Source organism: Marcopretia estuarina LEGE 06307, assembly GCF_056633115.1.
In genome coordinates this window covers 29,692-52,642 of record NZ_JBSJOY010000006.1, presented here as the reverse complement: position 1 = coordinate 52,642, position 22,951 = coordinate 29,692, and the positions used below count along the sequence as shown (strand labels likewise).

The following is a 22,951-nucleotide window of genomic DNA, read 5'->3' as shown; positions in this document are numbered from 1 at the left end:
GTCACGTCCCGGCCCAGCCGGGCTTTTTTTTGTCCCTGCTGCACTGAAAAAGTCGCAGCGACACGGCTGAATAGGGAATGGTTTTCCCTTTCCACCCGTGCCAGGTTCTCTGACACCTCGCGCTAGGTCTGGCGCCCATGCGGCGGGATCCAAGGAGGGGACCCAGCGAACCGCTGGTTTCACCTGGGAACAGTGGCCTGCCGAAGCCCGTCTGCTGCTCGGCATGGTGGCGATCTGGAGCCTGGCGGGCCTGGTGATCCTGTCGTCTGCCAGTTGGTGGGTGGCGGAGCGTGAGATGGGCGACCCGGCCTTCTACCTCAAACGCCAGGCACTGTGGATGCTGGCGAGCTGGGTTCTGCTCTGGTTGTCGATTCGCACCCAGCTGAGACGCTGGTTGAGGCTGGCTGCCCCGGCCGTACTGATCGGTGGTGTGTTGATTTTCGCCACGCTGGTGGCGGGCAGCACCGTCAATGGGGCTAGTCGATGGTTGGTGTTGGGTCCCGTTCAGATCCAGCCATCTGAACTGATCAAACCGTTCATCGTGCTGCAGGGGGCCTCACTCTTCGCTCACTGGAGCCGCATCGGCAACGACCAGAAGATGTTCTGGCTGGGCATTTTCAGCGTGATTCTGTTCCTGATCCTTCGGCAGCCCAACCTCAGCACCGCGGCACTCACTGGGTTGTTGCTCTGGCTGATGGCCTTGGCGGCGGGGCTTCCGTTGCTGGGATTGCTGGCCACCGCAGCAGCCGGCGGCATCACGGGTGTAGCGAGCATCCTGATCAACGAGTACCAGCGAGTCCGCGTGGTGTCGTTCCTGGACCCCTGGCGGGATGCTCAAGGCGATGGCTATCAATTGGTGCAGAGCCTGCTGGCCATCGGCTCTGGCGGTGTTCTCGGCGAAGGATTCGGTCTCTCCACCCAGAAGCTCCAATACCTTCCGATCCAGTCCACCGATTTCATCTTCGCCGTCTTTGCTGAGGAATTCGGCTATGTGGGGTCGGTGGTGATGCTGCTGTTCCTGTTGCTGTTCGGCTTCGTGGGGCTGAGGGTGGCCCTGGGCTGCCGCAGCAACCAGCAGCGCCTCGTGGCGATTGGTGCCACCACCTTGCTGGTCGGTCAATCCATCCTCAACATCGCCGTGGCCAGTGGCTCGATGCCCACCACCGGCCTGCCGTTGCCAATGATCAGCTACGGCGGCAACTCACTGCTGGCCAGCTTGTTGACAGCCGGATTGTTGATCCGCTGTTCCCTGGAATCAGCCGGCTTGGACCAACCCACTGGCCGGCGGCGACGCCAGGGGACGGACCGGTCGGCTGGCGACCTGGCCCACCATGCCCCGATAGGCTGACCATCCTTATCAGTGCCAGGCCAACCCCCTGGCCTTGCCAGCAAGCGGATGGATGCGGTGGGGTTCCAAGTCGCAGATCTGGCCCGCTGGGCGGAGGATCTGATCATCGGTTCGCTCAACACACCAGGCCCTTCCACCCTGGTTCTGATCTTCGCCGCTGGTTTGCTCACAAGCCTGGGGCCCTGCTCCCTTTCGTTGCTGCCGGTCACGGTCGCCTACATGGCGGGGTTTTCAAGCAAAACCTCCAAGCCATGGCTGCTGAGTGCCTGCTTTGCCGGGGGGATCGTGCTCTCCCTCGTGATGCTGGGTCTCGCTAGTGCCGTTTTGGGGCGTCTCTATGGGCAGGTGCCAGGCTTCATCCCCACCGTGGTGGCTGTGCTCGCGGTGGTGATGGGGCTCAACCTGCTGGGCCTGCTGCGCCTTCCCCTGCCGGCTGGTCCTGACCCGGAACGTTGGCGCGGGCGCGTCCCGGCGCCGCTTGGCCCGGTGGCGGCCGGTGCGGCCTTTGGTCTGGCGGCCAGCCCCTGCACCACCCCTGTGTTGGCGGTGTTGCTGGGCTGGATGGCCCAGCAGGGCCGTCCGTTGGTGGGGATGGTGCTGCTCACCTGTTTTGGTGCCGGCCAGGTGCTCCCGTTGGTGCTGGCCGGCAGTGCCGCCGCCTCAATGCAGCGCCTGCTGGCGCTGCGCGCGCTCAGCCGTTGGGTGCCTCCGATCAGCGGCGTGGTGTTGATCACCAGCGGTGGACTGGCATTGTTGGCGCAGCTCTCGTGACTCCTTCTCCCGTTCAAACCCGCACACCGACCTGGCGGCGACTGCTCGCGTGGCTCTCCGACCTTCGCCTCGCCATCGGGCTGCTGCTGGTGATCGCCGCCACCAGCGCCATCGGCACGCTGATTCCCCAGCGTGAGGCCAGTGAGGCCTATCACCAGCTCTACGACCGCAAGCCCTGGTTGGGCGTGGTCACCGGCGACTGGATCCTGAAGCTGCAGCTCGACCACGTCTACGCCAGCAGCTGGTTCCTCGCTCTCCTGGCCTTGCTGGGCCTCTCGCTTGTGCTGTGCAGTTGGCGGAGACAATGGCCCGCCCTGCAGGCAGCGCTGCGCTGGGTTGACTATCACTCCCCGCGGCAGCTCAGCAAGCTCAGCCTGGCGGAAACCATCCCCAGCGCAGACCCGGACACCGACCTGCAGAACCTGCAACACCTGTTGCATACCAAGGGCTGGCAGTTGCAGGCGGCCAACGGTCGCCTGGCCGCCCGCAAAGGGGTGCTGGGCCGGGTGGGGCCCCTTCTGGTGCACGCCGGCTTGGTGGTGCTGATGGTGGGTTCGGCCTGGGGCGCACTGGCGGGCCAGCGGCTGGAGCGCTATCTGGCGCCTGGCCGCGAGCTCGAGCTGCTCAACTCCAGAGGGGATAACCAGCTGACCGTGGCGCTCGAGCATTTCGAGATTGATCGGGATTCGGTCGGCCGCCCGGAGCAGTTCCGCTCCCAGCTCAAGCTGCTGGATTCCACCGGGGCGCCTGTGGAAGAAACCGAGATCAGCGTCAACCACCCGCTGCGCTTTCGGGGCATGACCGTCTATCAGGCCGACTGGTCACTGGCGGCGATCACGATTCAGCTGGGTCGCAGCCCCCTGCTGCAATTTCCGCTGCGCGCACTGCCCGAACTGGGCGAGCAGGTCTGGGGCCTGGCCGTCCCGACCCGCCCGGATGGCAGCGAACCGGTCCTGCTCACCCTCAGCAGCGAGCAGGGCCCCGTGGAGGTTTACGCAGCTAACGCTCAACCCATCGGCCGGCTGAGCCCCGGCGGCGCTCCGATCGACATCAACGGGTTATCCCTGCGCGTGGCCGAGGTGATGCCTGCAAGCGGCCTGTTGCTCAAGAAAGATCCAGGTGTGCCACTGGTCTACGGCGGTTTTGCGATTGCCCTCGCCGGCGGCGCGCTGAGCCTGATCGCCACACGCCAGCTTTGGGGCATCTCCGACCCGGCACACGATCAGCTGCACGTGGGTGGCCTCTGCAACCGCAATCTCACGGCGCTGGCCGGGGAGCTGCCTGCCTTGCTCCTGGAGATTCGTCAGCTGCGCCCTTCCACCGGCGAAGCCAAGGAGCAGGGGCAACCGCAAACGGTCTGAAACTCAGGGCCGGGGGACGCCCAGGAGCTGGCCCTCAGGGCCGGCTCCGGATGAGAGCAGCGCTTCCAGCCGTCGGGTCAGCAGGGCAGCCGAACTCCGTGGCTGACCCGGATCACAGTGTGGACATTGCCTCGGGGATTGAAATCGGCTTCCAGCTGCATCCAGAGCGGATCGCTGGCAGCCACGAGGTCGTCAAGGATGCGGTTGGCCACTTCCTCATGGGAAATGCTGCGGTCACGCCAGCTGTTGACGTAGAGCTTGAGCGCCTTGAGCTCCAGCACCTTGGCGCCCGGCTGGTACAGCAGGCGCAGCACAGCGAAGTCGGGGTACCCGGAAAAGGGGCACTTGCAGGTGAACTCGGGCAGCTCGATCGCCACTTCGTAGGCGCGACCGGGCCGGGGATTGTCAAAACCGATCAACTGGGACTCGGCGATCACCCGCTCGCCGTAATGCGGAGTGGTGGTGGCCGGTGGGGTGGGCAGGGTCACGGCAGCAGGGCTGGGGAAAGGCCTGTCCCGGCTTTGCTTTAGGCAGCGCGGGCCCACCGGTAGGGGAGCACAGGGCCTGCAGGCATGGGGGAGCGGGTTGTGGGGGAATGCTACAAAGACAGACCGTTCGCAACGATTTACGAAGATGAAAGGAAAATGTTCGTCACGAACAGCGCAAACTTGCTAGAAAGGCATCGAAGGACAAACCGTTGACCAGGTGAGGGGCGATCCGCTCTCCACCCCTGTCGGAAGTAGCCCCACCGCGAGGCGAAGCAACGCTCCTTCCCACGAAGCGGCACCAGCCAGCGGGCTGGTGATACCCACCCTCTTCGAGGCCATCCATCATGACCAAGACCCAACTCGTCTACCGCGGCGTCGCCTACGACGGCACCCAACACGCTGAACTCCCGGCCCAGCCCGTTGAGCACGTCTATAGAGGCGTTCACTACCGCGAGGCCCTGCGTCACGAGCCCACCCAGCCCGACGAAGCACTTGAGCTTCACTACCGCGGCCATGCCTATCACCACAGGCGCGCCGAAGCCGCCCGCCAGGTGAACGCCGGCTGAACGCTGACACGGGGATCTCCCCGTAGCAACTGCTACACCGGAGCCCTGCAGGCTCGGGCCTAATGGCCTGAGTTGCAGGGTCTTTTCATGGATCTCGCTCTTACGTCCACCAGCGATGGGGGCTTCAGGCTGGGCCCTCAATCGGCCATCGGTATGTTGTGGTTGCAAACCCACTTCGAAATCGAGCACTGGTCGCTGTTGGCCGCTGGTCAAATCCAAGTGGACGGATCCTCTGCGGATCTCCTCTGCGAGGATGCCAGGGCCGCTGGGTTGCTTGTCTGTCGCACCCCTATCCTGCCTGTCTCGATCCAATCTTCAAACTAACCTTTTCGTTCTGAAATCTCAGGAGAATTCATGAAAAAAGTTGAGGCCATCATCCGTCCCTTCAAACTCGAGGATGTCAAAGTTGCGTTGGTGAATGCGGGCATCGTTGGCATGACCGTGAGTGAGGTCAGGGGTTTTGGCCGTCAGAAGGGCCAGGTGGAGCGCTACCGCGGCTCCGAGTTCACAGTGGAGTTCCTCCAGAAGTTGAAGCTGGAAGTGGTGGTTGAAGACGAAAATGTGGACACAGTGGTGACCGCCATTCAGGACGCCGCACGCACCGGAGAGATTGGCGATGGCAAGATCTTCATTAGCACCATTGGCACCGTGATCCGGATTCGCACCGGCGATCGCGACAGCACGGCAATCTGAAGCATCGCTTCAGCTGTTGGATTCAGCTGACCTGAAGCTCACCTTCAGGTCAGCACCGATGAAGGGCAAGCACTGAGTTCAGTGCAATGTCGATTTCACGATCCTTTCAATAGCGGCAGCCTCAAGTGTTCCACCTGCCGCTGCGAGTTCCCTCTGCTGGCCAATCGCATCATCTGAGGGAGCATTCATCTGAGAACTCGCACCATCGCGCGTAAGCCAGGCGTCTGATGTCCGCTCAGCGTCGGGTGATTGCTCATCAACGGATGACTGTTCACCGCCATGCGGCGGTTCAGCAGCGTTTGGAGACTCTGCCGTGGAAACAAGCTGAGCCTCCCTTCCACTCGCAGCAGAATTGACACCCGCAGCCAGCTTTGCACTCTCAGCGAGCTCTGCAATCTCGGCGGCCCTTGCACGCTCAGCGGGCACTGCATTCCCAGCCTTGATCCTTGGCTCTCCGTGTTCTGAGCGCTCTAGGTGCTGTGGGTGACCACACTCTTCTGAGGGCACGCCCGTTTGTGAGCACTCGGCAGTTCCCATCAGCCCAGTGTTCCTGAGGGGTTCGTCCCCTGCAGCGCTGCTCCCGAGGGATCGAGGGCGAAGCCAGAGCAGGTATTCGTGATTGCCGGCGGGCCCCGTGAGCGGCGAGGCCACCAGCCCCGCTGCCCTCCACCCACAGGGGAGCGCCGCCGCAATCACCGCTGAAATTGCATCCACGTGGGCGCGGGGATCGCGTACCACCCCACCTTTGCCGACCCGCTCACGCCCCACTTCGAACTGGGGTTTCACCAGCACCACCGCTTCAGCCGCATCGCTGCGCAGCAAGCCGCGCAGTGCGGGCAGCACCCGCGCCAACGCAATAAAGGAAAGATCCGCCACACCAAGGTCGGGCCAGGGATCCTCCGGTCGATAGAGGTCGGCGGGATCGAGGTGCCTCAGGTTTGTGCGCTCCCGCAGCACCACGCGTTCATCGCTGCGCAGCGACCAGGCGGTCTGTCCGTAGCCCACATCGATGCCGTAGACCCTGGCGGCACCGTTCTGCAGCAAGCAATCGGTGAAACCACCTGTGGAGATGCCTGCATCGAGGCAGATGCGGCCACGCAATGCCAGCGGGAAAGCCTGGAGCGCCGCGGCCAGCTTCTCGCCGCCGCGGGACACAAAGCGGGGCGGGGCTTCGAGCTCAGGCACCAGCTCCTTGTCGACTTCCTGCCCCGGCTTGTCGAGCACGTGGCCCTGCAGCCGCACCCGGCCGGCGCGGATCAGCTGCTGGGCCTGATGGCGGCTGGTCACCAGACCCAGCTCGACCAGCAGCAGATCAAGGCGTTGTTTTCTGCCCATGACGCCTTGGCTCTGGGTATATCCGACTGGGATCCCTGGCGGATCTGAGGCCATCCAACCACGCCGGGACCAGCTGGCCAGCGCCCGCAAGAGTGTTGAAGCGCCACCGGACGCTGCGGCACGGAGGCCAGAGGACTGCCCCATAGATTGGCCAGGTGTGCCTGCGCCGTGGAGCCTTGATCGAGCGTTACACCCTGCCCGAAATGGGCGCTCTGTGGAGCGAAGAGGCCAAGTTCCAGGGATGGCTGGATGTGGAGCTGGCCGCCTGCGAAGCCAACTGCACCCTCGGCCGGGTGCCCGCTGAGGCCATGGCCGAAATCCGTGCCAAGGCCCGCTTTGAGGTGCCGCGCATCCTGGAGATCGAGGCAGAGGTGCGTCACGACGTGATCGCCTTTCTCACCAACGTGAATGAGCACGTGGGGCCTGCGGGGCGCTACATCCACGTGGGCATGACCAGCTCGGACGTGCTTGATACCGGGCTCGCCCTGCAGATGAAGCGCTCGGTACGCGTGCTGCTGCAAGAGATGGAGGCCTTGGTGGAAGCGCTGCGGCAGCTTGCGTGCGCCCATAAGGACACCGTGATGATCGGGCGCTCCCATGCCATCCACGGCGAACCGATCACCTTCGGCTTCAAGGTGGCGGGTTGGCTGGCCGAAAGCCTGCGCAACCGCCAGCGCCTGCAGCAGCTGGAGACCACGGTGTCCGTGGGCCAGGTGAGCGGGGCGATGGGCACCTATGCCAACACTGATCCCCAGGTGGAGGCTCTGGCCTGCGCCAGCCTGGGGCTGGAGCCGGATACGGCCAGCACGCAGGTGATCAGCCGGGATCGCCATGCGGAGTATGTGCAGACCCTGGCACTGGTGGGGGCTTCCCTGGAGCGTTTCAGCACCGAGATCAGGAATCTGCAGCGCACTGATGTGCTTGAGGTGGAAGAGAACTTCGCCAAGGGGCAGAAAGGCAGTTCAGCGATGCCCCATAAGCGCAACCCGATTCGCAGCGAACGCATCAGCGGGCTGGCCCGCGTGCTGAGGAGCTACACGGTGGCGGCGTTGGAAAACGTGGCGCTTTGGCATGAACGTGACATCAGTCATAGCTCTGTGGAGCGAATGATGCTGCCGGATTGTTCCTGCACCCTGCATTTCATGTTGCGTGAAATGACGGAGGTAGTCAAAGGGCTGGGTGTCTATCCCGACAACATGACCCGCAATCTTCACATCTATGGAGGCGTTGTGTTCAGCCAACGGGTGCTGCTGGCACTGGTGGAGCATGGGCTCAGCCGTGAGCAGGCCTATCAGCTGGTGCAGCGCCACGCCCACAGCGCCTGGAACACCGAGGGCGGGAATTTTCGCGCCAACCTGCTGGCCGACCCCGAGGTGACAGGCGTGTTGAGCACTGCCGAACTGGACATGTGCTTCTCCACCGATCTGCACCGCGCCCAGCTTGGGGTGATCTGGGCCCGACTAGGCCTGGACGACTGAGGCGTGCGCCCGTTCTTGCAAGCGGGGGCAGACACGCAGAATTTCTCACGGAAACCCAAAAGGAGACGCCCGGACGTCGTTTTCGTTGTATTGGCGTCGTAGTATTGCTCCCCTGACGACCAGTCAACCACTATGTGTCAACGCTTTATCTCAATGACTTCGCTATTGCTGGTTTCCGCCAGGAATTTTGTTGACCGCGGGGATGAATTCAGCAACTGATCGGGCGACCAGTCGCCCGGGATTGAGGTGGAGACCACAGTCGCTCATGTTCATGACCTCATGCCAGCGCCTGAGTTGCGCCAAGCTAAGCCAGATGCTGCCGATACCGGCGATGGTAAGCAAGGTATTGAACATCGTCCTGATTTGAGGGCAAGTTCATCCCCTTCCGAGCTCTCCTGAGACTAAGCAGGTGGCGAGGCCTGCCATTGCTGTGGATGGACCATTGGATGATCCAGGTTGGCTGCGCCAAGTCGTAGGCGCCTGCCTGTAACCGTCTCACTTCCTGCTAAAGGGTGAACATCCTTTTCGTGCAATCAAGTGGTCTTTCGGCTTTGGGAGGATCTACGTGCGGTTGCTCAAAACCAGCTGCCAGTTGAGCGCGTTGGCCGCCTTGATCAATCTGCGTTTGGTGCGTCCCAGGTTTCTGGGCAGGTCATTCTCGGTCAAATGGTGTGTCCATCAGTGCTGATAATGGCAAGAAAAAAGGGGCATTCGTTCGAAGAGGCTGGCATCACTACAGTCAACTCTTGGCCTGCAACGTGAAGGGCCGACGCGAGCATTTTTGGGTTACAAGCATTGCTTGCAGACTTGATTGCCTGGATTTTTCTTGGCCGGTGCCTTGATTGCCACTCTCAAAGCCGCGCGTGTCAGTCAGTATTTGCCTGCTGTGCCAGAACGAGCCCCAGAGCGATCCAGAGCAGCACAAGCACCAGGCAGAGGGAGGTCCAGGCCGGCAGTCCCCAGCCCACCACCACCAGCGGGGCCACCACGGTGATCACGCCGCCGGCCAGCAGGGGCTGCAGCAGCAACTGCTTGATCGAAAAGGCCGTCACCGCTTCGCTGCGATCGTCCGGGTCGGCCATGCGCAGCAGCAACAGGCCGCTGGCGGCCACGCCGGTGGCCTGGCCGAATTCCAGAATCGCTCGCTCAAACCAGTCGGCCGGCAGGATCCGCGGGGCCAGCAGCAGCACCACCGCCAGGTTCCAGAGCAGGCCCGCCAGCGCCAGCACCGTCAGCGGCAGCCAGTCGGCGGCCAGCAGCCGCAGGTCGAGGCAGGCCGTGGCCGCTGTGATCAGCAGATCCGCCGCCAGCGTGCCGGTCTGGCTCTGGATCGGTGTGGACACCCAGCGCTGCTGGCCGCTTTTCTCCAAAGCCAGCCGCACCAGCAGCGACCCCACCAGCGCCAGCGGGAACACCGGCAGCGCGTCGATCACCATGGCGAACACCCCACCGCTGCGATCGGCGCCCCAGCGGAGTGCTGCCAGCAGACCGCAGCCGATCGCCACGGCGATGCCCGCTAGGGCCATGTTCACCGCCCAGTCCGCCCCCTGCCGCCACCAGGCCGGCAGTTCCAACGTGCCTTCCTCAAGGGGTTGGTCGGCAGGGATCGCCTCCAGCGGTGGGGTCTGCTCCACCACGATCTCCATCGCCTCCTGCAACGGGATCGCGGCGCCGAAGCTGAGCCAGCCCCGTGCCCGCGCCAGCACCACCACCAGCCCGCCGACCACGGTGGAGGCCAGCAGCCCCACCGTGGCCATCGCCAGCCCCAAGGCCTGGCCGCCCTCCAGCCCCAGGCGCTCGTAGGTGGGGCCCATCGCCGCCGCCGAGCCATGCCCACCCTCGTAGGCCACCTCGATCAGCAGCGCCATCACCGGACTCGTGCCCAGCAGGGGCTGCAGCACCAGCAGCACCGCCAGCCCGCCCACCAGGAACTGGCCGAAGGCGAGCGTGAGGGCCATCAGCACCTGCCCGGAAAGCGGCCGCCACAGCCCACCCAGCTTTGGCAACGGCTTGCCCAGCAGCAGGCTGGCGAACACCAGCGTGAGCAGTGGCAGCGGCAACTGGTTCCAGAGGTCGATCACCGGCTGTGGCACCAGCGGCAGCAGCCCTGCCGGGGCCAGCAGCAGCCCGAGGCCGCCGGCCAGCAGCGCCTCCGGCAGACCCCAGCGCTTCATCCCGAGCCGGTTGCCGATCAGGCGCCCCAGCAGCAGCAGCACCACCAGCACCACCAACGCCAGCAACGGCCAGTGCCAGCCCCGCAGCAGCGATTCCACAGCGTCCGGAAGCCTCACAGGCCGAACTGCCGGCGAAAGAAGGCCTCGGTGGCCTCCAGCACCTCGATGCGCACCTCCGGGCGGCGAAAGCCATGGCCTTCACCGGCGAACCGACGCACCTCCACCGCCAGGCCGTTGGCCGCGAGGGCCGCAGCCATGGCGTCGGTCTGCTCGGGTGGCACCACCTCGTCGTCGAGGCCCTGGAAAAAGATCACCGGGCAGCGCATCCGGCCGGCATGGTGCAACGGCGAGCGCTGCGCATAGAACGCCTGGGCCGCCGGCCACGGGCCCACTAGGCCCTCGAGATAGCCGGCCTCGAAGCGATGGGTGCTGCGCACCAGCGCCGCCAGATCGGCCACCCCGTAGCGGCAGGCCCCGGCGCGGAACACGTCGGTGAAGCAGAGCGCCGCCAGGGTGGTGAATCCGCCGGCGCTGCCGCCCTCGATCGCGAGGCGCTCCGGGCTCGCCGCACCCGCCGCCACCAGCGCGGTGGCCGCCGCGGCGCAGTCGCTCACGTCCACCACACCCCATTGGCCGGCGAGACGATCGCGGTAGGCCCTGCCGAAGCCCGTGGACCCGCCGTAGTTCACGTCCACCACGCCCCAGCCGCGGCTGGTCCAGAACTGAACCGCCAGATTCAGCCCCGTGCCGGCCATGGCGGTGGGCCCGCTGTGACTCTTCACAAGCAAGGGGGCCAGCGGCTGGGCGCCGCCGATCGGCGGGTAGTACCAGGCGTGGGTGGGCAGGCCGCCGTGCCCCTTGAACCAGAGCGCCTGCGGGGTGCTGATCGCTTCCGCCGTCAGGGGTGTTGTCCTCGCCGGCGCTCCTGCTGATCCGGCCCCACCCGCCGGGGTGTGGCTCCAGCTGCCGTGGTGAAGATCGATCTCCAGCAGGCCCTGTGGGGTGACGGCATCGGCGGCCACGGCCACCACCCGGCCGCCGCCGGCACTGAGGCCATCGAGTGCGTCAAAGGGCTGGGCGAGCGGCTGCCAGCGCCCCTCGGCGGCGCCTGGCTCCGGCAGAGCGATGGTGCCGAGTTCCCAGCGGCCGGCCCGGCAGACCGCCGCCACCAGTTGCTGGCCATCCCAGCCCGTGGTGCGCCGCCCGTACACCCAGGCCGGGAGACCGAATTCCGCCTCCATCGGCAACAGCGGCTGCCAGTGCAAGGCAGTGGTGGGGGGTGGGGAGGCCACTGTTAGGGGCAGCGGCCCGGCCGCCACCGAGGGCTCCACCGCCGTCAGGCGCTCTGCCGCCGGCAGGCGCTCCAGGTTCCACCAGCCGCTGCGGTCCGTGGCCACCACCAGGTCGCCAGTCGGCAGCCAGAGCGGTTGCACCACCGACACATCGGCGGCGGTGGGCCCGGTGGCGGCGCCCCCGGCCAGCGGCCGGCAGTCGTGCAGCACCCCGCGGGCGTCAAAGCGGCCCAGCCACAGCTGACTGCGGTCCCAGGGCATGAACGGCTGCTGCCATTCCACCCAGGCCAGATGGCTGCCATGGGGGCTGAGCACGGCGTTGCCGCAGAAGTCGGTGGGCTGGTGCAGGAACACGGGCTCTCCGCCCGCGAGCGGCACGGCCACCAGTTGATCGACGCCATCGCACTCCATGACGCCGATCCAGCGCCGGCGCGGGCCGTCGATCAGGCCGTCGGCGAAAGCCCGGGCCGCTGGTGCGGTGAGCCGCCTCGGCTCCGGCAAGGGCGGCTGCGGCAGGGACGGCTCCGGCATCACGGGGGCCTCCGCCGGCAACTCCAGCGCCCACAGGCAGCGGTCGCCGTCGTTGACGAACACCACGGTGGTGCCGCCGGCCACGCTTCCCACCGCCACCACGCCGCCGCCATAGGTGTGCACCCGGCTGCGCAGGTTCCAGGGGGCGGGGGTGAGCTCCTGGCTGGGGCCACCGGGCCGCTGGCGCCACAGCAGGGTGACGCGGCCCTGCTCCAGGGGCCGCTGCTCCAGCCAGAACAGCTCCTGTCCGTGCAGCAGCGGCTCCTTCACCGTGGGTGCCGCCTCCACCGCCACCCGGGCCGGCAACGCTGCGGGCTCGGCCGGGCTCCAGTTCCCCCCCACACGCACCTTCTAGAATTCACCCATCGTTTCAGGTGATGCCTTGGCCAGCAGCTTCGCCAAAATGGCCCGCCAGGCGGAGCTCACCAGCCGTGGGGTTCACGTCTCCAAGGAGGTGCTGGATCACCCCCCGCTGACCATTCACACCCTCGGCGATGCCGCGCTGCGCCAACCGGCCAAACGCATCAGCAAGGTGGATGAAGCGGTGCGGGATCTCGCCCGCGACATGCTCCGCAGCATGTATGCCGCCCATGGCATCGGCCTGGCCGCGCCCCAGGTGGGTGTCCACAAGCAGCTCGTGGTGATCGATCTCGATCCCGAGAACCCGGCCACCCCGCCCCAGGTGTTCATCAACCCCGAGATTGGCGCCACCAGCGGCTCGCTCACCACCTATGAAGAAGGTTGCCTGAGCATTCCCGGCGTGTATCTGCAGGTGGTTCGTCCCACCACCGCCGAGGTGAGCTTCCGTGACGAGCACGGCAGGCCCCGGCGGATCAAGGCCGATGGCCTGCTGGCCCGCTGCCTGCTCCATGAGATGGACCATCTCCATGGAGTGCTGTTCGTCGACCGCGTCACCGATGAACTGAGCCTCAACGATGGGCTCAAGGAGCACGGGTTCGAGCGCGCCGCCGTCCACTCCCTGCGCTGACGCCCAATGCCGATGAAACCGTTTGCCGGGGTGTTCCTGGCGCTCGCCTGCCTGCTGGGCATCGCCGCCACAGGCTCGGTGTTTGAGCTCTCCTATGGCGACCCAGATCTCGGGGTCGCCACCACCCGTCTGATCCTGGCGGCCTGCCTGCCCGGCACGGTCCTCAGCCTGCTGGTCGCAATTCGTCTCAACAAGCCGGCCTAAGGGGGGCTGGCACCCTCGGGCCTCACTTCTACCATCGGCACCTCCTGCCGCTGGGCACCTCCGATGCGACATCTCCGGCCGATCCGCGCCCTGCCATTCCTGTCCGCGCTCGGCGTCGTTGCGGTGGGCGGGTCCCTTGCACCCCTCCATGCCCAAGGGGCGCTGTTCGGTGCCCGAGATGTGGCGCAGGAGCGCTTCGTGCTGGTGGCCGCGCCGATCGGGGACGGCAGTCGCGCCCAGCTCAACATCTATGAACAGGTCACCAACCGCCGTCCCTGCTTCGCTGTGTCCGGCGCCAATCCGGCCCGCGTCGATCCGTTGCTGGGCACCTTCGACTTCACCGGCATCTGCACCCGCTACATCGACGCCAACGGCTATTCGCTGCGGGTGGGTGACAACGATCTGGCCACCGTGTATCGGATCAGTGTGGTGCGCAGCGGCAACGACAACATCCTGCTGGCCACGCCGCACCGTGGCAAAACCGGCCCCGAGATGATCCTGGCTCGCACCAACGGCCAGGCCGCCGGCTTCCTTCAGTTCACACCGGAGCCGGGGTGGCGCCTGAAGCGCCGTCACTTCGGCACCCGTGCCCTCGGCCACGTCTACATCTATCGCGATAACTGGCCGGGCGAAACAACGGCCGCCCCGGCCGGATCGGGTGCACCAGGGGGCACAGCTCCTGGCAGCACCGCTCCCGCCCCTGCGGGCCGTGGAACACCAGGGGCCACAACACCACAGCCCACGACCCCAGCCGCCCGCCCCACTTCCGCGCCTGCGGTCCCCGGCAGCAGCACTCCTCGAAGCACTACCCCCAGCACCACCGCTCCACGCACGGCGGTTCCCGGTGCAACGGCACCCGGTACCACGGCCCCTGCCTCCACAGGGCCCAGCACCACAGCGCCCAGCACCACCGTCCCGCGGCCCTCATCGCCAGCGGGTGCTGCAGCACCGACCGGCTCAGCGCCCGCTACCGGTGCCACGCGCACCGCTGTTCCCCTGTCGCCGCCCCCGGTGGTTCCGCCGGCGCCAACCTCAGCACCGCGCACTCGGTGAAGCCAGGGCGGAGGCAGTTGCTACATTGAGCAATCTCCAGCCCCACTGCGTGGTTCATGACCCAGGTCACCGTCGGCGAAAATGAAGGCATCGAATCGGCGCTGCGCCGGTTCAAGCGTCAGGTGTCCAAGGCAGGGATCTTTGCCGACCTCAAGCGCCTGCGTCACCACGAAACCCCCACCGAGAAGTACAAGCGCAAGGCCCAGCAGCGCCGCCGCCGCCGCTGATCCAGCCGACCGCTCGGAACGCTCACTGCCGCATTCCCAGCACCACGCCGGCTCAACCCTGCGGAACCTCTGTTCCGTGGGGTTTTCGTGTTTCCAGGAAACCTGGCCATCGGCTCGGTAGGTCCGGCTTCGTCGGTCCCGCGTCCTCAGCCCTGTGTCGTCAGCCCGGCTTTGTCAGCCGTGTGTTGTCCGTTCGGCGGCAGGTCCTATCCGGTCTCCGTCCCATCCGCCCCGCGGCGGGGGCAGGGGTTCAGCCCGTTGGCCCGCTGAACCGGCTGGCCCGCTCCTCTCTGACTCGCCGCCTCATCCAGCCGATCGCCTGGCTGCCTGCGCTTGAGCGTGTAGTCCGCGGCGCTTCCCGACTGCCCATGGTTCAACCCGTGTCTCCCCGGACCTGCTGCTTGCCTCCACTCAGCAGCTGGTCGGTGCCAGTTTGTAGCTGATCGAAGGAGCGATAGGTGAGGGCTTCCGCCAGGTGGGAGGCCTGCACCTCGTTGCTGGCTTCGAGATCAGCGATCGTGCGCGCCACCCGCACCAGCCGTTCGGCTGAACGGGCCGAGAGCCGCCGCTGCCGGATCGCGCCGCGCCAGCGCTCCAGCGCCGCCGCCGACAACGCCAGATGCTGCCGAAGAGCCTCGCCCGTCAAGGCGCTGTTCGCTTGCCCTGCCGGGTTTCGCCGCGTCATCCGTTCGCGCGCCTGCCGCACCCGCTCCGCCACCGCCCCGCTGCTGGGCGGTGGGCTATGGCCGCCGCCCTCGCCGCTGGCGGCGGGAAGCCCCACCAGCTCATCAGCCTCCAGGCGCCGCATCACCACCTGAAGATCGATCCGATCCAGCAGTGGCCCCGACAGGCGCGCCCAGTAACGCTGGCGCACCCCTTCCGGGCATTGGCAGCTGCGCAGCGGATCGCCGAACCAGCCGCACGGGCAGGGATTGGTGGCCGCCACCAGCGCTATCCGGCAGGGGAAGCGGGTTCGCTGGCGCTGGCGGCTGATCCAGACCTCCCCCTCCTCCAGCGGCTCGCGCAGCTGATCGAGCACGGCCCGCTGGAATTCAGCCAGCTCGTCGAGAAACAGCACGCCGTGATGGGCCAGCGACAGTTCACCCGGCCGCGGCAACGCCCCGCCTCCCACCAGGGCCGTGGCGGTGCAGCTGTGGTGGGGGGCGCGGAAGGGCCGCTGGCGGATCAGGCCCGCCTCGCCGCTCAGCAGACCTGCCACGGAGACCACCTGGGTGAGCTCGAGTGCTTCCTCCGGCGGCAGCGGTGGCAGCAGTCCCGGCAGGCGGCGGGCCAGCATCGTCTTGCCGCTGCCCGGAGGGCCCACCAGCAGCAGGTGATGGTGTCCGGCTGCGGCGATCTCCAGCGCCCGCCGGCCGTGGTGCTGCCCCCGCACATCGGCCAGATCCGCCGCTGCCCCCTCGCCTGCCCCTACCGGCTTACCTGCGGCGGGCCGGCAGGGGCAGGCGAGGGCTGGATCCAAGAGCAGCTGGGCCACCTGCTGCAGCGTTTCGGCCGGCCACACCGTGAGCCCCTCCACCAGGGACGCCTCAGCGCCGTTGGCGGCCGGCACCACCAGGGCTCGCGCGCCGGCCTGCCTGGCGGCCAGGGCCAGGGCCAGCGTCCCGCGCCCAGGCCGCAGGGTGCCATCGAGGCCCAGCTCGCCGGTGCTCCAGACGCCGATCAGCCGCTGGGGATCAAGCTGGCCGCTGGCCAGCAGCACGCCCAGGGCGATCGGCAGATCGAAGGCGGGCCCCTCCTTGCGCAGGTCGGCTGGAGCCAGGCTCACGATCACCCGGGTGAGCGGGGGCCGGAAGCCGCTGTTGCGCAGCGCCGCCCGCACCCGCTCGCGGGATTCGCGGCCGGCGGTGTCGGAGAGGCCCACCAGCTGCAGGGCCGGCAGGCCCGGGGCGATGTCCACCTCCACCACCACCGGCGCCGCCTCCAGTCCCAGCAGGGCGGCGCTGTTGCAGCGTGCCAACATCGATCGGAAACCAGGGTCACCTCACCGGTTCCCGCCCTGTCCTGCCCTGTGGCGTCATGGCCTCCAGCACCCCACCCGCGGCCGACACGATCTTCGGGCGGATCCTGCGCGGTGAGGTCCCCTGCGATCAGGTCCACGCCGACGACCTCTGCCTGGCCTTCCGCGATGTGAACCCCCAGGCGCCGGTGCACGTGCTGGTGATCCCACGTGAACCCCTGGTGAATCTCAATGCCGCAGGGGAGGAGCACGAGGCCCTGCTGGGGCATCTGCTGCTGGTGGCCGCCAGGGTGGCTCGCCAGGAGGGGCTCACGGGGTGGCGCACCGTCATCAACAACGGCGCCGAAGCCGGCCAGACCGTCTTTCACCTGCATGTGCATGTGATCGGTGGGCGTCCATTGCACTGGCCACCGGGCTGACCGCCCCCTCCCACCGCTCCCTGCCAGCGGCGACAATGGGCGGACCTGTCACGGTCCATGAGCTTCTTCAAGGCGTTCCGCGAGCAGCTCGGCAAGCTGCAGCGCCTGGCCCAGCCTTACTTCCTCCCGCTGGAGGAGAGCAGTTCCTGGCAATTCCTGCTGCTGGTGCTGTCCCTGCTTGCGGTGGTGGTGGGCGTCACCCTGCTGCTGCTCACCGGCTCGGTGGCCGCCGCGGGTGTGCTCATCCCCGATCTGCGCAGCCGCTTCTTGCCAGGGGTGCCCGAGCAGGTGGCCGCGCTCTGGAGCGGCCCGATCGGTCCGGTAGTGATGGCCCTGTTCGCCGGCGGCCTGGCGGTGTTCAGCAGCTTCCGGGCGAAGCTGCGCCAGGGCCGCTGGCTTCCCTGGCTGTTGATCGGCGTGATCACGTTGTTGATCCTGGTGATCAACGGCATCAACGTGGGCATCAGCTTTGTGGCCCGCAACGTTGATAACGCCCTGGTGGCCTACGACCAGGACGGCTTCTGGAAGATCGTGGCGATTTATGCCTTCTGCCTGGTGCTGGCTCTGCCGATCCGCGCCACGCAGAGCTACCTGATCCCCAAGCTTGGCCTGCTGTGGCGCGAGTGGTTGAGCGGTCGTCTGCTCACCCGCTACCTCTCGAACCGCGCCTATTACATCCTCAATCCCAACGACGAATCCCTGCAGGAGATCGATAACCCTGACCAGCGGATTTCTCAGGACACTGCCAGCTTCACTGGCACCAGCTTGAGCGTCACGGTGGAGATCCTCTCCGCGCTGCTCACCTTCGTGAGCTTCATCATTGTGCTGTGGAGCATCAGCGTGAATCTCGCGCTGCTCCTGCTTGCCTATTCATTGGGGGGCACCGCACTGATCGTGTTCGCCAGCCGCAAGCTGGTGGCGTTGAACTATCAGCAGCTGAAGCTGGAGGCCGATTTCCGCTATGGCCTCGTTCACATCCGCGACAACGCCGAGTCGATTGCCTTCTATCGCGGTGAGCAGCAGGAAGGCAAAGAGGCTGAGCGCCGGCTGAGTGGCGCGATCGTGAACTACAACAAGCTGATCGTGTGGGAGGCGCTGATCCAGGTGATCCAGCGCTCCTACGACTACTTCTCGCGCTTTCTGCCCTGGCTGGTGATCGCTCCGGTCTATTTCGCAAAGGAAGTTGATTTCGGCGTGTTCGGGCAGGCCAGCATCGCCTTCAGTCAGGTGTTGTTCTCGGTCAGTTACATCGTCAACAACATCGATCGACTGGCGGCCTTTTCCGCGAGCATCAGCCGCCTGGAGGGCTTCCAGCTCAAGGTGGATGAGATCGGCAGCCAGGCCCGCGAACGCAGCTACCAGGATTCACTGCTGGCAGATGCCTCACACCAGACCATCCTCGTGAAGCATGCGGATCTGGTGCCACCCCACACCGACCGCCGCCTGATTCACGACATCAGCCTGGAGGTGGGCCCTGGTCAGCGGTTGCTGGTGGTGGGCCCCAGCGGCTGCGGCAAAACCTCGTTTCTGCGCATGGTGAGTGGCCTGTGGCCGGCTGCGGCCGGCACGGTGGAGCGGCCACCGCTGGCGGAGTTGTTGTTCATTCCCCAGAAGCCCTACATGATCCTGGGCAGCCTGCGGGAACAGCTCTGCTACCCCCAGCAGCCCGAGCGCTTCAGCGACGACCACCTGCGCAGCGTCCTGGAAGAGGTGCGGCTGCCGGAGCTGGTGCGCCGCTACCCCGACCTCGACATCAAGCAGGACTGGCCCCGCCTCCTCTCCCTCGGCGAGCAGCAGCGCCTGGCCTTCGCCCGGTTGCTGCTCAACTCGCCGCGGTTCGTGGTGCTCGATGAGGCCACCAGTGCCCTCGATGTGAACACCGAGAAGCATCTCTACAAGTTGCTCACCGAGCGGGACATGGCCTTTGTGAGCGTGGGCCACCGCCCCACCCTGGCCGCCTTCCACGACACCGTGCTCGAACTGGATGGCCAGGGCGGCTGGCGCCTGCTGCCGGCCACCGGCTATGACTTCACTCGAACCTGAACGCCCCATGCCCACCGATCCGGAACCCGCCACCGACCAAGCCACTGCTTCAGCGGCAGATCCCGCCGTGCCAGCTCCCACAAGCGCCACCACGGCCGATGCCCCTGCCTTCGGCTGGAGCGGTTATGCCGAACGGGTCAATGGCCGTTTCGCGATGATCGGCTTTGCCTCCGTGCTGCTGATCGAAGCCCTCAGCGGTGACACCTTCCTGCACTGGGCTGGCCTGGTGCCCTGAGCCTTTCTTGGGGCGGGGTTCTCATGAGAACACATCCACCGATTTGAGCACCGATGGGGACCAGGGCAGGGGGTGATTGGTCCGAAAGAGCATGAAATCAGGGGATTGGTAGATCATGCGGAAGGATTGATCGGCCTTGAGTCGCCGTTGCAGCACGCGATCCTTCTTCGAATCGGAGCCATTCAGCAGAATGTAGTCGTAGTGCTGCAGGAACTTTGATGTCATGTACCGCTCGCCATCACTGTGCAGGCGCTTGCTGATCACCCTTCGATGGGAGAGGTGGGGAGCGATGTCGATGGGAGCCAGAACTGCCGAGTCTGGCTGAATCAACGACACAACGCGATGGGCCTCTTCAATCCGCTCAAAAGACGAATGGTTCGTCATGATCCTGATGAACTTCGTTAACCCGAACATGCACAGGACAGCCCACACAAGCAAAAGGCTGGATCGGATCTTCGGAAAGCCGTAGGTTCGCGAGGAAATCGCAAAAAGAATGATGAAAGGAACGATCGGCAAACTGTAATGGAGCATCAGTCCCTTGTGATTGGGGTGATCGCTCAGCAGATTCAGCAACAGCGCAGGAGTGGCACCCATCAGTTCAGGAAATGCCTTGATGTTGCTGGTGAAGATGACAGGGAGAATCAGCAGGAACAGGTAGAAGGCATTCTCAACGGAGAACAGATGGCGAATCAGAACCATCGGGTTGAACAGGATGGTTGTGACCACCTCCTGGTGGGAATTACCGAGATAGCTGAAAAACCGGCCAATCCAGTCGTGCTTTATCACCCCACCCCCGAATGATGGGGTAACGACCGAAATGATCAGGGCGAGGTAGAAGGTGGACAGGCCCATCACCAACAGGCCTGTCCTGCGGTCCCGCCTGATCAGGAAGTAGGCACCAAGCCCGATGCATGTGAGTGCCAGGGCCTGCTTGCAGGCCAACACCACTCCGATCGCCAGAAGGGTCATCCAGAGATGGCCTCTCCGCTGGCTGTAGATGGCCAGGAAGAGAAATGGAATGGCAATGATTTCGGGATGGAAGTCGGAAACACTTGCATTGATCACCACCGGATAGAGGAAGTAGATGAAGGCCATCAGCCTTGCGTCCTGATCGCTTAGCCGATAGTCTTTCGCGATCAGATAGACGATGGGCCCACTGATTGCCAGGCTGAATGCCTGAACGGCGAACAGCCACTGAACCGATGGATGAATCCTGTACAGCAAACTCAGGGGGTAGAAGATCCACGAGGCATGATCGCCAAGAATGTGAAAGCCCAGGTAAGAGGAGATCGGTGGCAATCCCTGGCTGATCAGGTACACAGCCTGATCAAAGATGCCGAGGTCGAAGGCGCTGGAAGAAAGGGTGTAATGGCGGTAGGAGGCGCTCAGGAAGAACACCACGAAGAGGGCCAGAGAGGCCAGCCACAGGCCACGCGGAACCTTCCGATCGGCACCGTTGACACCAGCGGTGGTTCCGGCCCTGTTGCCCGGCGAGGGCGTTGATTCCATTCCTCGTGATTCGGTCATGCCGTGCCCATCTCCTGCCTCAGCCATGCTTCCACAGCAGGTTGTGAGGGGCCCCCACTCCGCCGTCGCACCTGCCTGATGACCCATGCCGGGGCCGGCCATCGCGCCGGGTTTTCGGTTCATGGCAGCTCCAGCAGGTCCACCTGCCAGATCCCGCCGCGGCTCACCTCCACCGCCAGCTGGCGCCCATCGCCGCTGAGGCTCACCTGGCGCGGCACCCCCGCTGGATCCAGCGGCAGAGGCTGAAACCCCTGGATCGAGCGCCGGTACAGCCCCAGCTCGGTGCGGCCGTCCCGCTGCCGCACCACCGCCAGCCGCTCACCGCTCCCATCCACGCTGGCGCTCACCGGTTGGGCATCGGGGCGGTTCAGTCCCGGCACGGGAACCGGCCGGTTGGTCCGCAGATCGACCAGAACCACCTGCTCCCGGCCCTGGCGGCCGCTGATCAGGGCCAGCCACCCGCTGGCCAGGGACGGCTCACGCCCAGTGGCGCCGGCTTGCTCCAGGGCCTGGTTGATCGGTGCCAGCGGCCGCAGGGGGGAGGCACTGCAGCCGGCCAGACCGACCAGCAGCAATCCAACAACCAGGGTCGGCGGCTTCCTCATCGCCCCGGCACTGCCAGCCCGGGCGGCAGATCGGGTTCGAGCAGACCACTGAGATCGAACAGTTCCACCTGCCGCTGGCCGCCTCGCACCAACTGCATGGCGAGGCGCCGGCCGTCCGGGGCCAGGCTGAGTCGCTCGGGCTCCTGGCCTCCCGGCAGGGGCAGCGGAATGCCACGGCCGTTGGCACGGTCCTCGATCACCGCCAGGCGCCGCTCACCCCGCTGCACGATCACGGCCAGGTAGCGACCGTTCCAGCTCAACGACGGGGAGCTGTGGGGCTGCTGCCGCTGCAGGTGGCGCAGGGGGATCACTCTGCCGCTGAGCCGCTCCTGGAGCAGCACGGTGGTGCGCCCGCCGCGCTCCACCAGGCTGGCCAGCAGCCGGCCATCCCCGCTCAATGCCGGCTCCTGGCGCGCCTCGGGTCCGAGGCCGGTGGAGGGGGCCGGCCGGCTGCTCGGGCCCAGCCCGCAGCCTGAGAGCCAGACCACCAGCTGCAGGGCCAATAGCCAGGGCACCCAGCGCAGGGGGCATGGCTGGCCCCAGCCCAGAGCTCTCACCGGTGGCTGGAGGTCAGTCGTCGAAACGGGAGCTGTTGTCGCGGCTGGAGCCAGGGCGAGCGCTGCTGGAGGCATTGCGTGCACCGGTAGGACCGGACGCATTTCGAGCACTGGCGCTGCTGCTGGAGCGCAACGGTGTGTAATCCGCGTCGCTGGCCGGATCAGGGGTGCTGCCGGAGGCTGGTGCATCGCCAAGACTGCCGCGCAGCGGTGAACCCATGGGTACCCCTGCTGCGGGCCGTGACGAGGGCTCAGCGCCGCCGGGCAGTGGACCGGCACCCTGAACAGGGGCGTTGCCGGTGCGCCGGCTGGAGCGGGGAACAGACTCGCTGCTGGCGGTAGGGCGGGTGCCTCGGCGCGGCTCCGCAGCCACATCCCGATCACGACGGCGAGCGCCGAAGGCGGGCCCGGAGCTGGGGGCTGCAGTGCTGCGGGGGGATGAGCCTGCGCGGAAGCCGGGATCCACAGCGGCCGGGCGGTCGTCGACGCGGGGGGAGCGGGGGGCAGGATCCCAGTCGTCGGTGTCGGCGGGGCGGCGGCTGGCGGCCCGCTCGGGGATGGCAGGGCGGGCGGTGCGGCGCGGACGGTAGAAGTCGTCGTCTTCGGGTTCCGCTTCGCGTGAACGGATCCTGCGGCGCAGGGGCTGGGGTTCTTCCAGGCGGTCGACATCGGGGTTCCAGTCGCCGCCACCCATGCGGCCACGGGCGGGAGGTGGCAGGGGTTCGTCGTCGTCGAAGAAGGAGGAGCGCCGGGCCTGCTCGGTGGTGACGCCCCTCAGGCGCACGCTCTCGTAGGCGAAAAAGACGGTGGTGCCGGCCAGCAGAAACTGACCGAACTGGAGGATCGGATCGAGGCGCCAGCCCTGGAAGAAGAGGATCCCACCGCAGAGGAGGCCGATCGCCGCGAAGAAAACGTCGTAGTCGCGAGCGAGGGCGGGCTTGAAGCTCCTCATGAAATAGAGAAAGGCTCCGCCGACGGCCAACACGATGCCGACGATGCTCGCCCAGTTCAGGCTGGCATTAACCACGTCTGGAAGACCTCAGGCAGAACGGACGTCCGCATCCTCCGACTGGAGAAC

The 22,951-nt window shown here is 66.2% G+C and carries 21 protein-coding genes and 1 pseudogene; 13 read left to right on the top strand and 9 right to left on the bottom strand.

The features are described 5' to 3' along the window. Window positions 1–109 precede the first annotated feature (109 nt). The 3 genes from ACWJI3_RS13725 to ACWJI3_RS13715 are packed head-to-tail and all read left to right on the top strand — an operon-like array spanning window position 110 to window position 3,480. A complete protein-coding gene (locus ACWJI3_RS13725) occupies window positions 110–1,348 on the top strand; it encodes an FtsW/RodA/SpoVE family cell cycle protein (protein WP_369803022.1) in 1,239 nt (412 codons plus the stop codon). A gap of 48 nt (window positions 1,349–1,396) precedes the next feature. Further along, a complete protein-coding gene (locus ACWJI3_RS13720) occupies window positions 1,397–2,119 on the top strand; it encodes a cytochrome c biogenesis CcdA family protein (RefSeq protein ID WP_255101157.1) in 723 nt (240 codons plus the stop codon). After that, entirely contained in the window at window positions 2,116–3,480 is a 1,365-nt protein-coding gene (locus ACWJI3_RS13715) for a cytochrome c biogenesis ResB family protein (protein ID WP_094512740.1), read from the top strand. The genes ACWJI3_RS13720 and ACWJI3_RS13715 overlap by 4 nt, the downstream gene beginning before the upstream one ends. Window positions 3,481–3,557: 77 nt before the next feature. On the opposite strand, the gene queF is transcribed toward ACWJI3_RS13715, so the two are convergent. Next, window positions 3,558–3,962, bottom strand: a complete 405-nt coding sequence (gene queF / locus ACWJI3_RS13710) for a preQ(1) synthase (RefSeq protein WP_094512819.1) — start codon at window positions 3,960–3,962, stop codon at window positions 3,558–3,560. Window positions 3,963–4,312: 350 nt separating this feature from the next. On the opposite strand from queF, the gene ACWJI3_RS13705 reads away from it, so the two are divergent. Beyond that, window positions 4,313–4,534, top strand: coding sequence for a DUF4278 domain-containing protein (locus tag ACWJI3_RS13705; RefSeq protein ID WP_094512741.1), 222 nt, complete (start codon window positions 4,313–4,315; stop codon window positions 4,532–4,534). 354 nt (window positions 4,535–4,888) lie between these two features. Continuing rightward, a complete protein-coding gene (locus tag ACWJI3_RS13700; protein ID WP_094512742.1) occupies window positions 4,889–5,227 on the top strand; it encodes a P-II family nitrogen regulator in 339 nt (112 codons plus the stop codon). A 594-nt stretch (window positions 5,228–5,821) separates the two neighbouring features. Here ACWJI3_RS13700 and ACWJI3_RS13695 read toward each other — a convergent pair. Beyond that, window positions 5,822–6,562: pseudogene (locus tag ACWJI3_RS13695) on the bottom strand (TlyA family RNA methyltransferase); the annotation flags it as partial. 176 nt (window positions 6,563–6,738) lie between these two features. On the opposite strand from ACWJI3_RS13695, the gene purB reads away from it, so the two are divergent. Beyond that, window positions 6,739–8,040, top strand: coding sequence for an adenylosuccinate lyase (gene purB, locus ACWJI3_RS13690; RefSeq protein ID WP_255101112.1), 1,302 nt, complete (start codon window positions 6,739–6,741; stop codon window positions 8,038–8,040). A gap of 866 nt (window positions 8,041–8,906) precedes the next feature. Here the strand turns inward: purB and ACWJI3_RS13685 are convergent. Together ACWJI3_RS13685 and ACWJI3_RS13680 are read right to left on the bottom strand one after the other, a co-directional pair. Beyond that, entirely contained in the window at window positions 8,907–10,331 is a 1,425-nt protein-coding gene (locus tag ACWJI3_RS13685) for a sodium/glutamate symporter (RefSeq protein WP_480203968.1), read from the bottom strand. Beyond that, window positions 10,328–12,385: a S9 family peptidase gene (locus tag ACWJI3_RS13680; protein ID WP_480203967.1), complete on the bottom strand. Its 2,058-nt coding sequence runs from the start codon at window positions 12,383–12,385 to the stop codon at window positions 10,328–10,330. The genes ACWJI3_RS13685 and ACWJI3_RS13680 overlap by 4 nt, the downstream gene beginning before the upstream one ends. Before the next feature lie 34 nt (window positions 12,386–12,419). Here ACWJI3_RS13680 and def point away from each other — a divergent pair, with 34 nt between their 5' ends. The 4 genes from def (at window position 12,420) to rpsU (ending at window position 14,509) form a co-directional block, all read left to right on the top strand. Continuing rightward, complete coding sequence (gene def / locus ACWJI3_RS13675) at window positions 12,420–13,025, top strand: peptide deformylase (protein ID WP_094512745.1); 606 nt, start codon at window positions 12,420–12,422, stop codon at window positions 13,023–13,025. Between the two features lie 6 nt (window positions 13,026–13,031). Further along, on the top strand, window positions 13,032–13,229 hold the full coding sequence (locus ACWJI3_RS13670; protein ID WP_255101115.1) for a hypothetical protein: 198 nt from the start codon (window positions 13,032–13,034) through the stop codon (window positions 13,227–13,229). 63 nt (window positions 13,230–13,292) lie between these two features. After that, window positions 13,293–14,282 carry a DUF3747 domain-containing protein gene (locus ACWJI3_RS13665; RefSeq protein WP_315855841.1) on the top strand — a complete coding sequence of 330 codons (990 nt, stop codon included), beginning with the start codon at window positions 13,293–13,295 and terminating at the stop codon, window positions 14,280–14,282. A 56-nt stretch (window positions 14,283–14,338) separates the two neighbouring features. After that, entirely contained in the window at window positions 14,339–14,509 is a 171-nt protein-coding gene (gene rpsU, locus ACWJI3_RS13660; protein WP_006172073.1) for a 30S ribosomal protein S21, read from the top strand. A 373-nt stretch (window positions 14,510–14,882) separates the two neighbouring features. Here rpsU and ACWJI3_RS13655 read toward each other — a convergent pair whose 3' ends face one another. Next, on the bottom strand, window positions 14,883–16,490 hold the full coding sequence (locus ACWJI3_RS13655) for a YifB family Mg chelatase-like AAA ATPase (protein ID WP_255140642.1): 1,608 nt from the start codon (window positions 16,488–16,490) through the stop codon (window positions 14,883–14,885). Window positions 16,491–16,546: 56 nt separating this feature from the next. On the opposite strand from ACWJI3_RS13655, the gene ACWJI3_RS13650 reads away from it, so the two are divergent. The 3 genes from ACWJI3_RS13650 to ACWJI3_RS13640 are packed head-to-tail and all read left to right on the top strand — an operon-like array spanning window position 16,547 to window position 19,184. Beyond that, window positions 16,547–16,906: a histidine triad nucleotide-binding protein gene (locus tag ACWJI3_RS13650; RefSeq protein ID WP_480203966.1), complete on the top strand. Its 360-nt coding sequence runs from the start codon at window positions 16,547–16,549 to the stop codon at window positions 16,904–16,906. Between the two features lie 57 nt (window positions 16,907–16,963). Then, entirely contained in the window at window positions 16,964–18,949 is a 1,986-nt protein-coding gene (locus ACWJI3_RS13645) for an ABC transporter ATP-binding protein/permease (RefSeq protein WP_480203965.1), read from the top strand. Window positions 18,950–18,956: 7 nt separating this feature from the next. Continuing rightward, a complete protein-coding gene (locus tag ACWJI3_RS13640) occupies window positions 18,957–19,184 on the top strand; it encodes a chlorophyll a/b-binding protein (RefSeq protein WP_255101159.1) in 228 nt (75 codons plus the stop codon). Window positions 19,185–19,205: 21 nt separating this feature from the next. On the opposite strand, the gene ACWJI3_RS13635 is transcribed toward ACWJI3_RS13640, so the two are convergent. From ACWJI3_RS13635 to ACWJI3_RS13620, 4 genes are read right to left on the bottom strand one after another with little or no spacing between them, the layout of a single operon-like run. After that, on the bottom strand, window positions 19,206–20,834 hold the full coding sequence (locus ACWJI3_RS13635) for a DUF2079 domain-containing protein (RefSeq protein ID WP_480203964.1): 1,629 nt from the start codon (window positions 20,832–20,834) through the stop codon (window positions 19,206–19,208). Continuing rightward, window positions 20,831–21,316, bottom strand: a complete 486-nt coding sequence (locus ACWJI3_RS13630) for a TolB family protein (RefSeq protein ID WP_480203963.1) — start codon at window positions 21,314–21,316, stop codon at window positions 20,831–20,833. The genes ACWJI3_RS13635 and ACWJI3_RS13630 overlap by 4 nt, the downstream gene beginning before the upstream one ends. Continuing rightward, on the bottom strand, window positions 21,313–21,831 hold the full coding sequence (locus tag ACWJI3_RS13625; RefSeq protein ID WP_233132950.1) for a TolB family protein: 519 nt from the start codon (window positions 21,829–21,831) through the stop codon (window positions 21,313–21,315). Before ACWJI3_RS13625 ends, ACWJI3_RS13630 begins: the two co-directional genes overlap by 4 nt. Before the next feature lie 55 nt (window positions 21,832–21,886). Then, entirely contained in the window at window positions 21,887–22,900 is a 1,014-nt protein-coding gene (locus tag ACWJI3_RS13620) for a Ycf66 family protein (RefSeq protein WP_480203962.1), read from the bottom strand. Window positions 22,901–22,951: the final 51 nt, after the last annotated feature.

Excerpts from the sequence above, each read along its gene's own strand:
- ACWJI3_RS13720 (WP_255101157.1), top strand. The coding sequence starts at position 1,397 with ATGGATGCGGTGGGGTTCCAAGTCGCAGATCTGGCCCGCTGGGCGGAG.
- ACWJI3_RS13705 (WP_094512741.1), top strand. The coding sequence starts at position 4,313 with ATGACCAAGACCCAACTCGTCTACCGCGGCGTCGCCTACGACGGCACC.
- ACWJI3_RS13700 (WP_094512742.1), top strand. The coding sequence starts at position 4,889 with ATGAAAAAAGTTGAGGCCATCATCCGTCCCTTCAAACTCGAGGATGTC.
- ACWJI3_RS13670 (WP_255101115.1), top strand. The coding sequence starts at position 13,032 with ATGCCGATGAAACCGTTTGCCGGGGTGTTCCTGGCGCTCGCCTGCCTG.
- ACWJI3_RS13665 (WP_315855841.1), top strand. The coding sequence starts at position 13,293 with ATGCGACATCTCCGGCCGATCCGCGCCCTGCCATTCCTGTCCGCGCTC.
- rpsU (WP_006172073.1), top strand. The coding sequence starts at position 14,339 with ATGACCCAGGTCACCGTCGGCGAAAATGAAGGCATCGAATCGGCGCTG.
- ACWJI3_RS13655 (WP_255140642.1), bottom strand. The coding sequence starts at position 16,490 with ATGTTGGCACGCTGCAACAGCGCCGCCCTGCTGGGACTGGAGGCGGCG.
- ACWJI3_RS13650 (WP_480203966.1), top strand. The coding sequence starts at position 16,547 with ATGGCCTCCAGCACCCCACCCGCGGCCGACACGATCTTCGGGCGGATC.
- ACWJI3_RS13645 (WP_480203965.1), top strand. The coding sequence starts at position 16,964 with ATGAGCTTCTTCAAGGCGTTCCGCGAGCAGCTCGGCAAGCTGCAGCGC.
- ACWJI3_RS13640 (WP_255101159.1), top strand. The coding sequence starts at position 18,957 with ATGCCCACCGATCCGGAACCCGCCACCGACCAAGCCACTGCTTCAGCG.
- ACWJI3_RS13635 (WP_480203964.1), bottom strand. The coding sequence starts at position 20,834 with ATGAACCGAAAACCCGGCGCGATGGCCGGCCCCGGCATGGGTCATCAG.
- ACWJI3_RS13630 (WP_480203963.1), bottom strand. The coding sequence starts at position 21,316 with ATGAGGAAGCCGCCGACCCTGGTTGTTGGATTGCTGCTGGTCGGTCTG.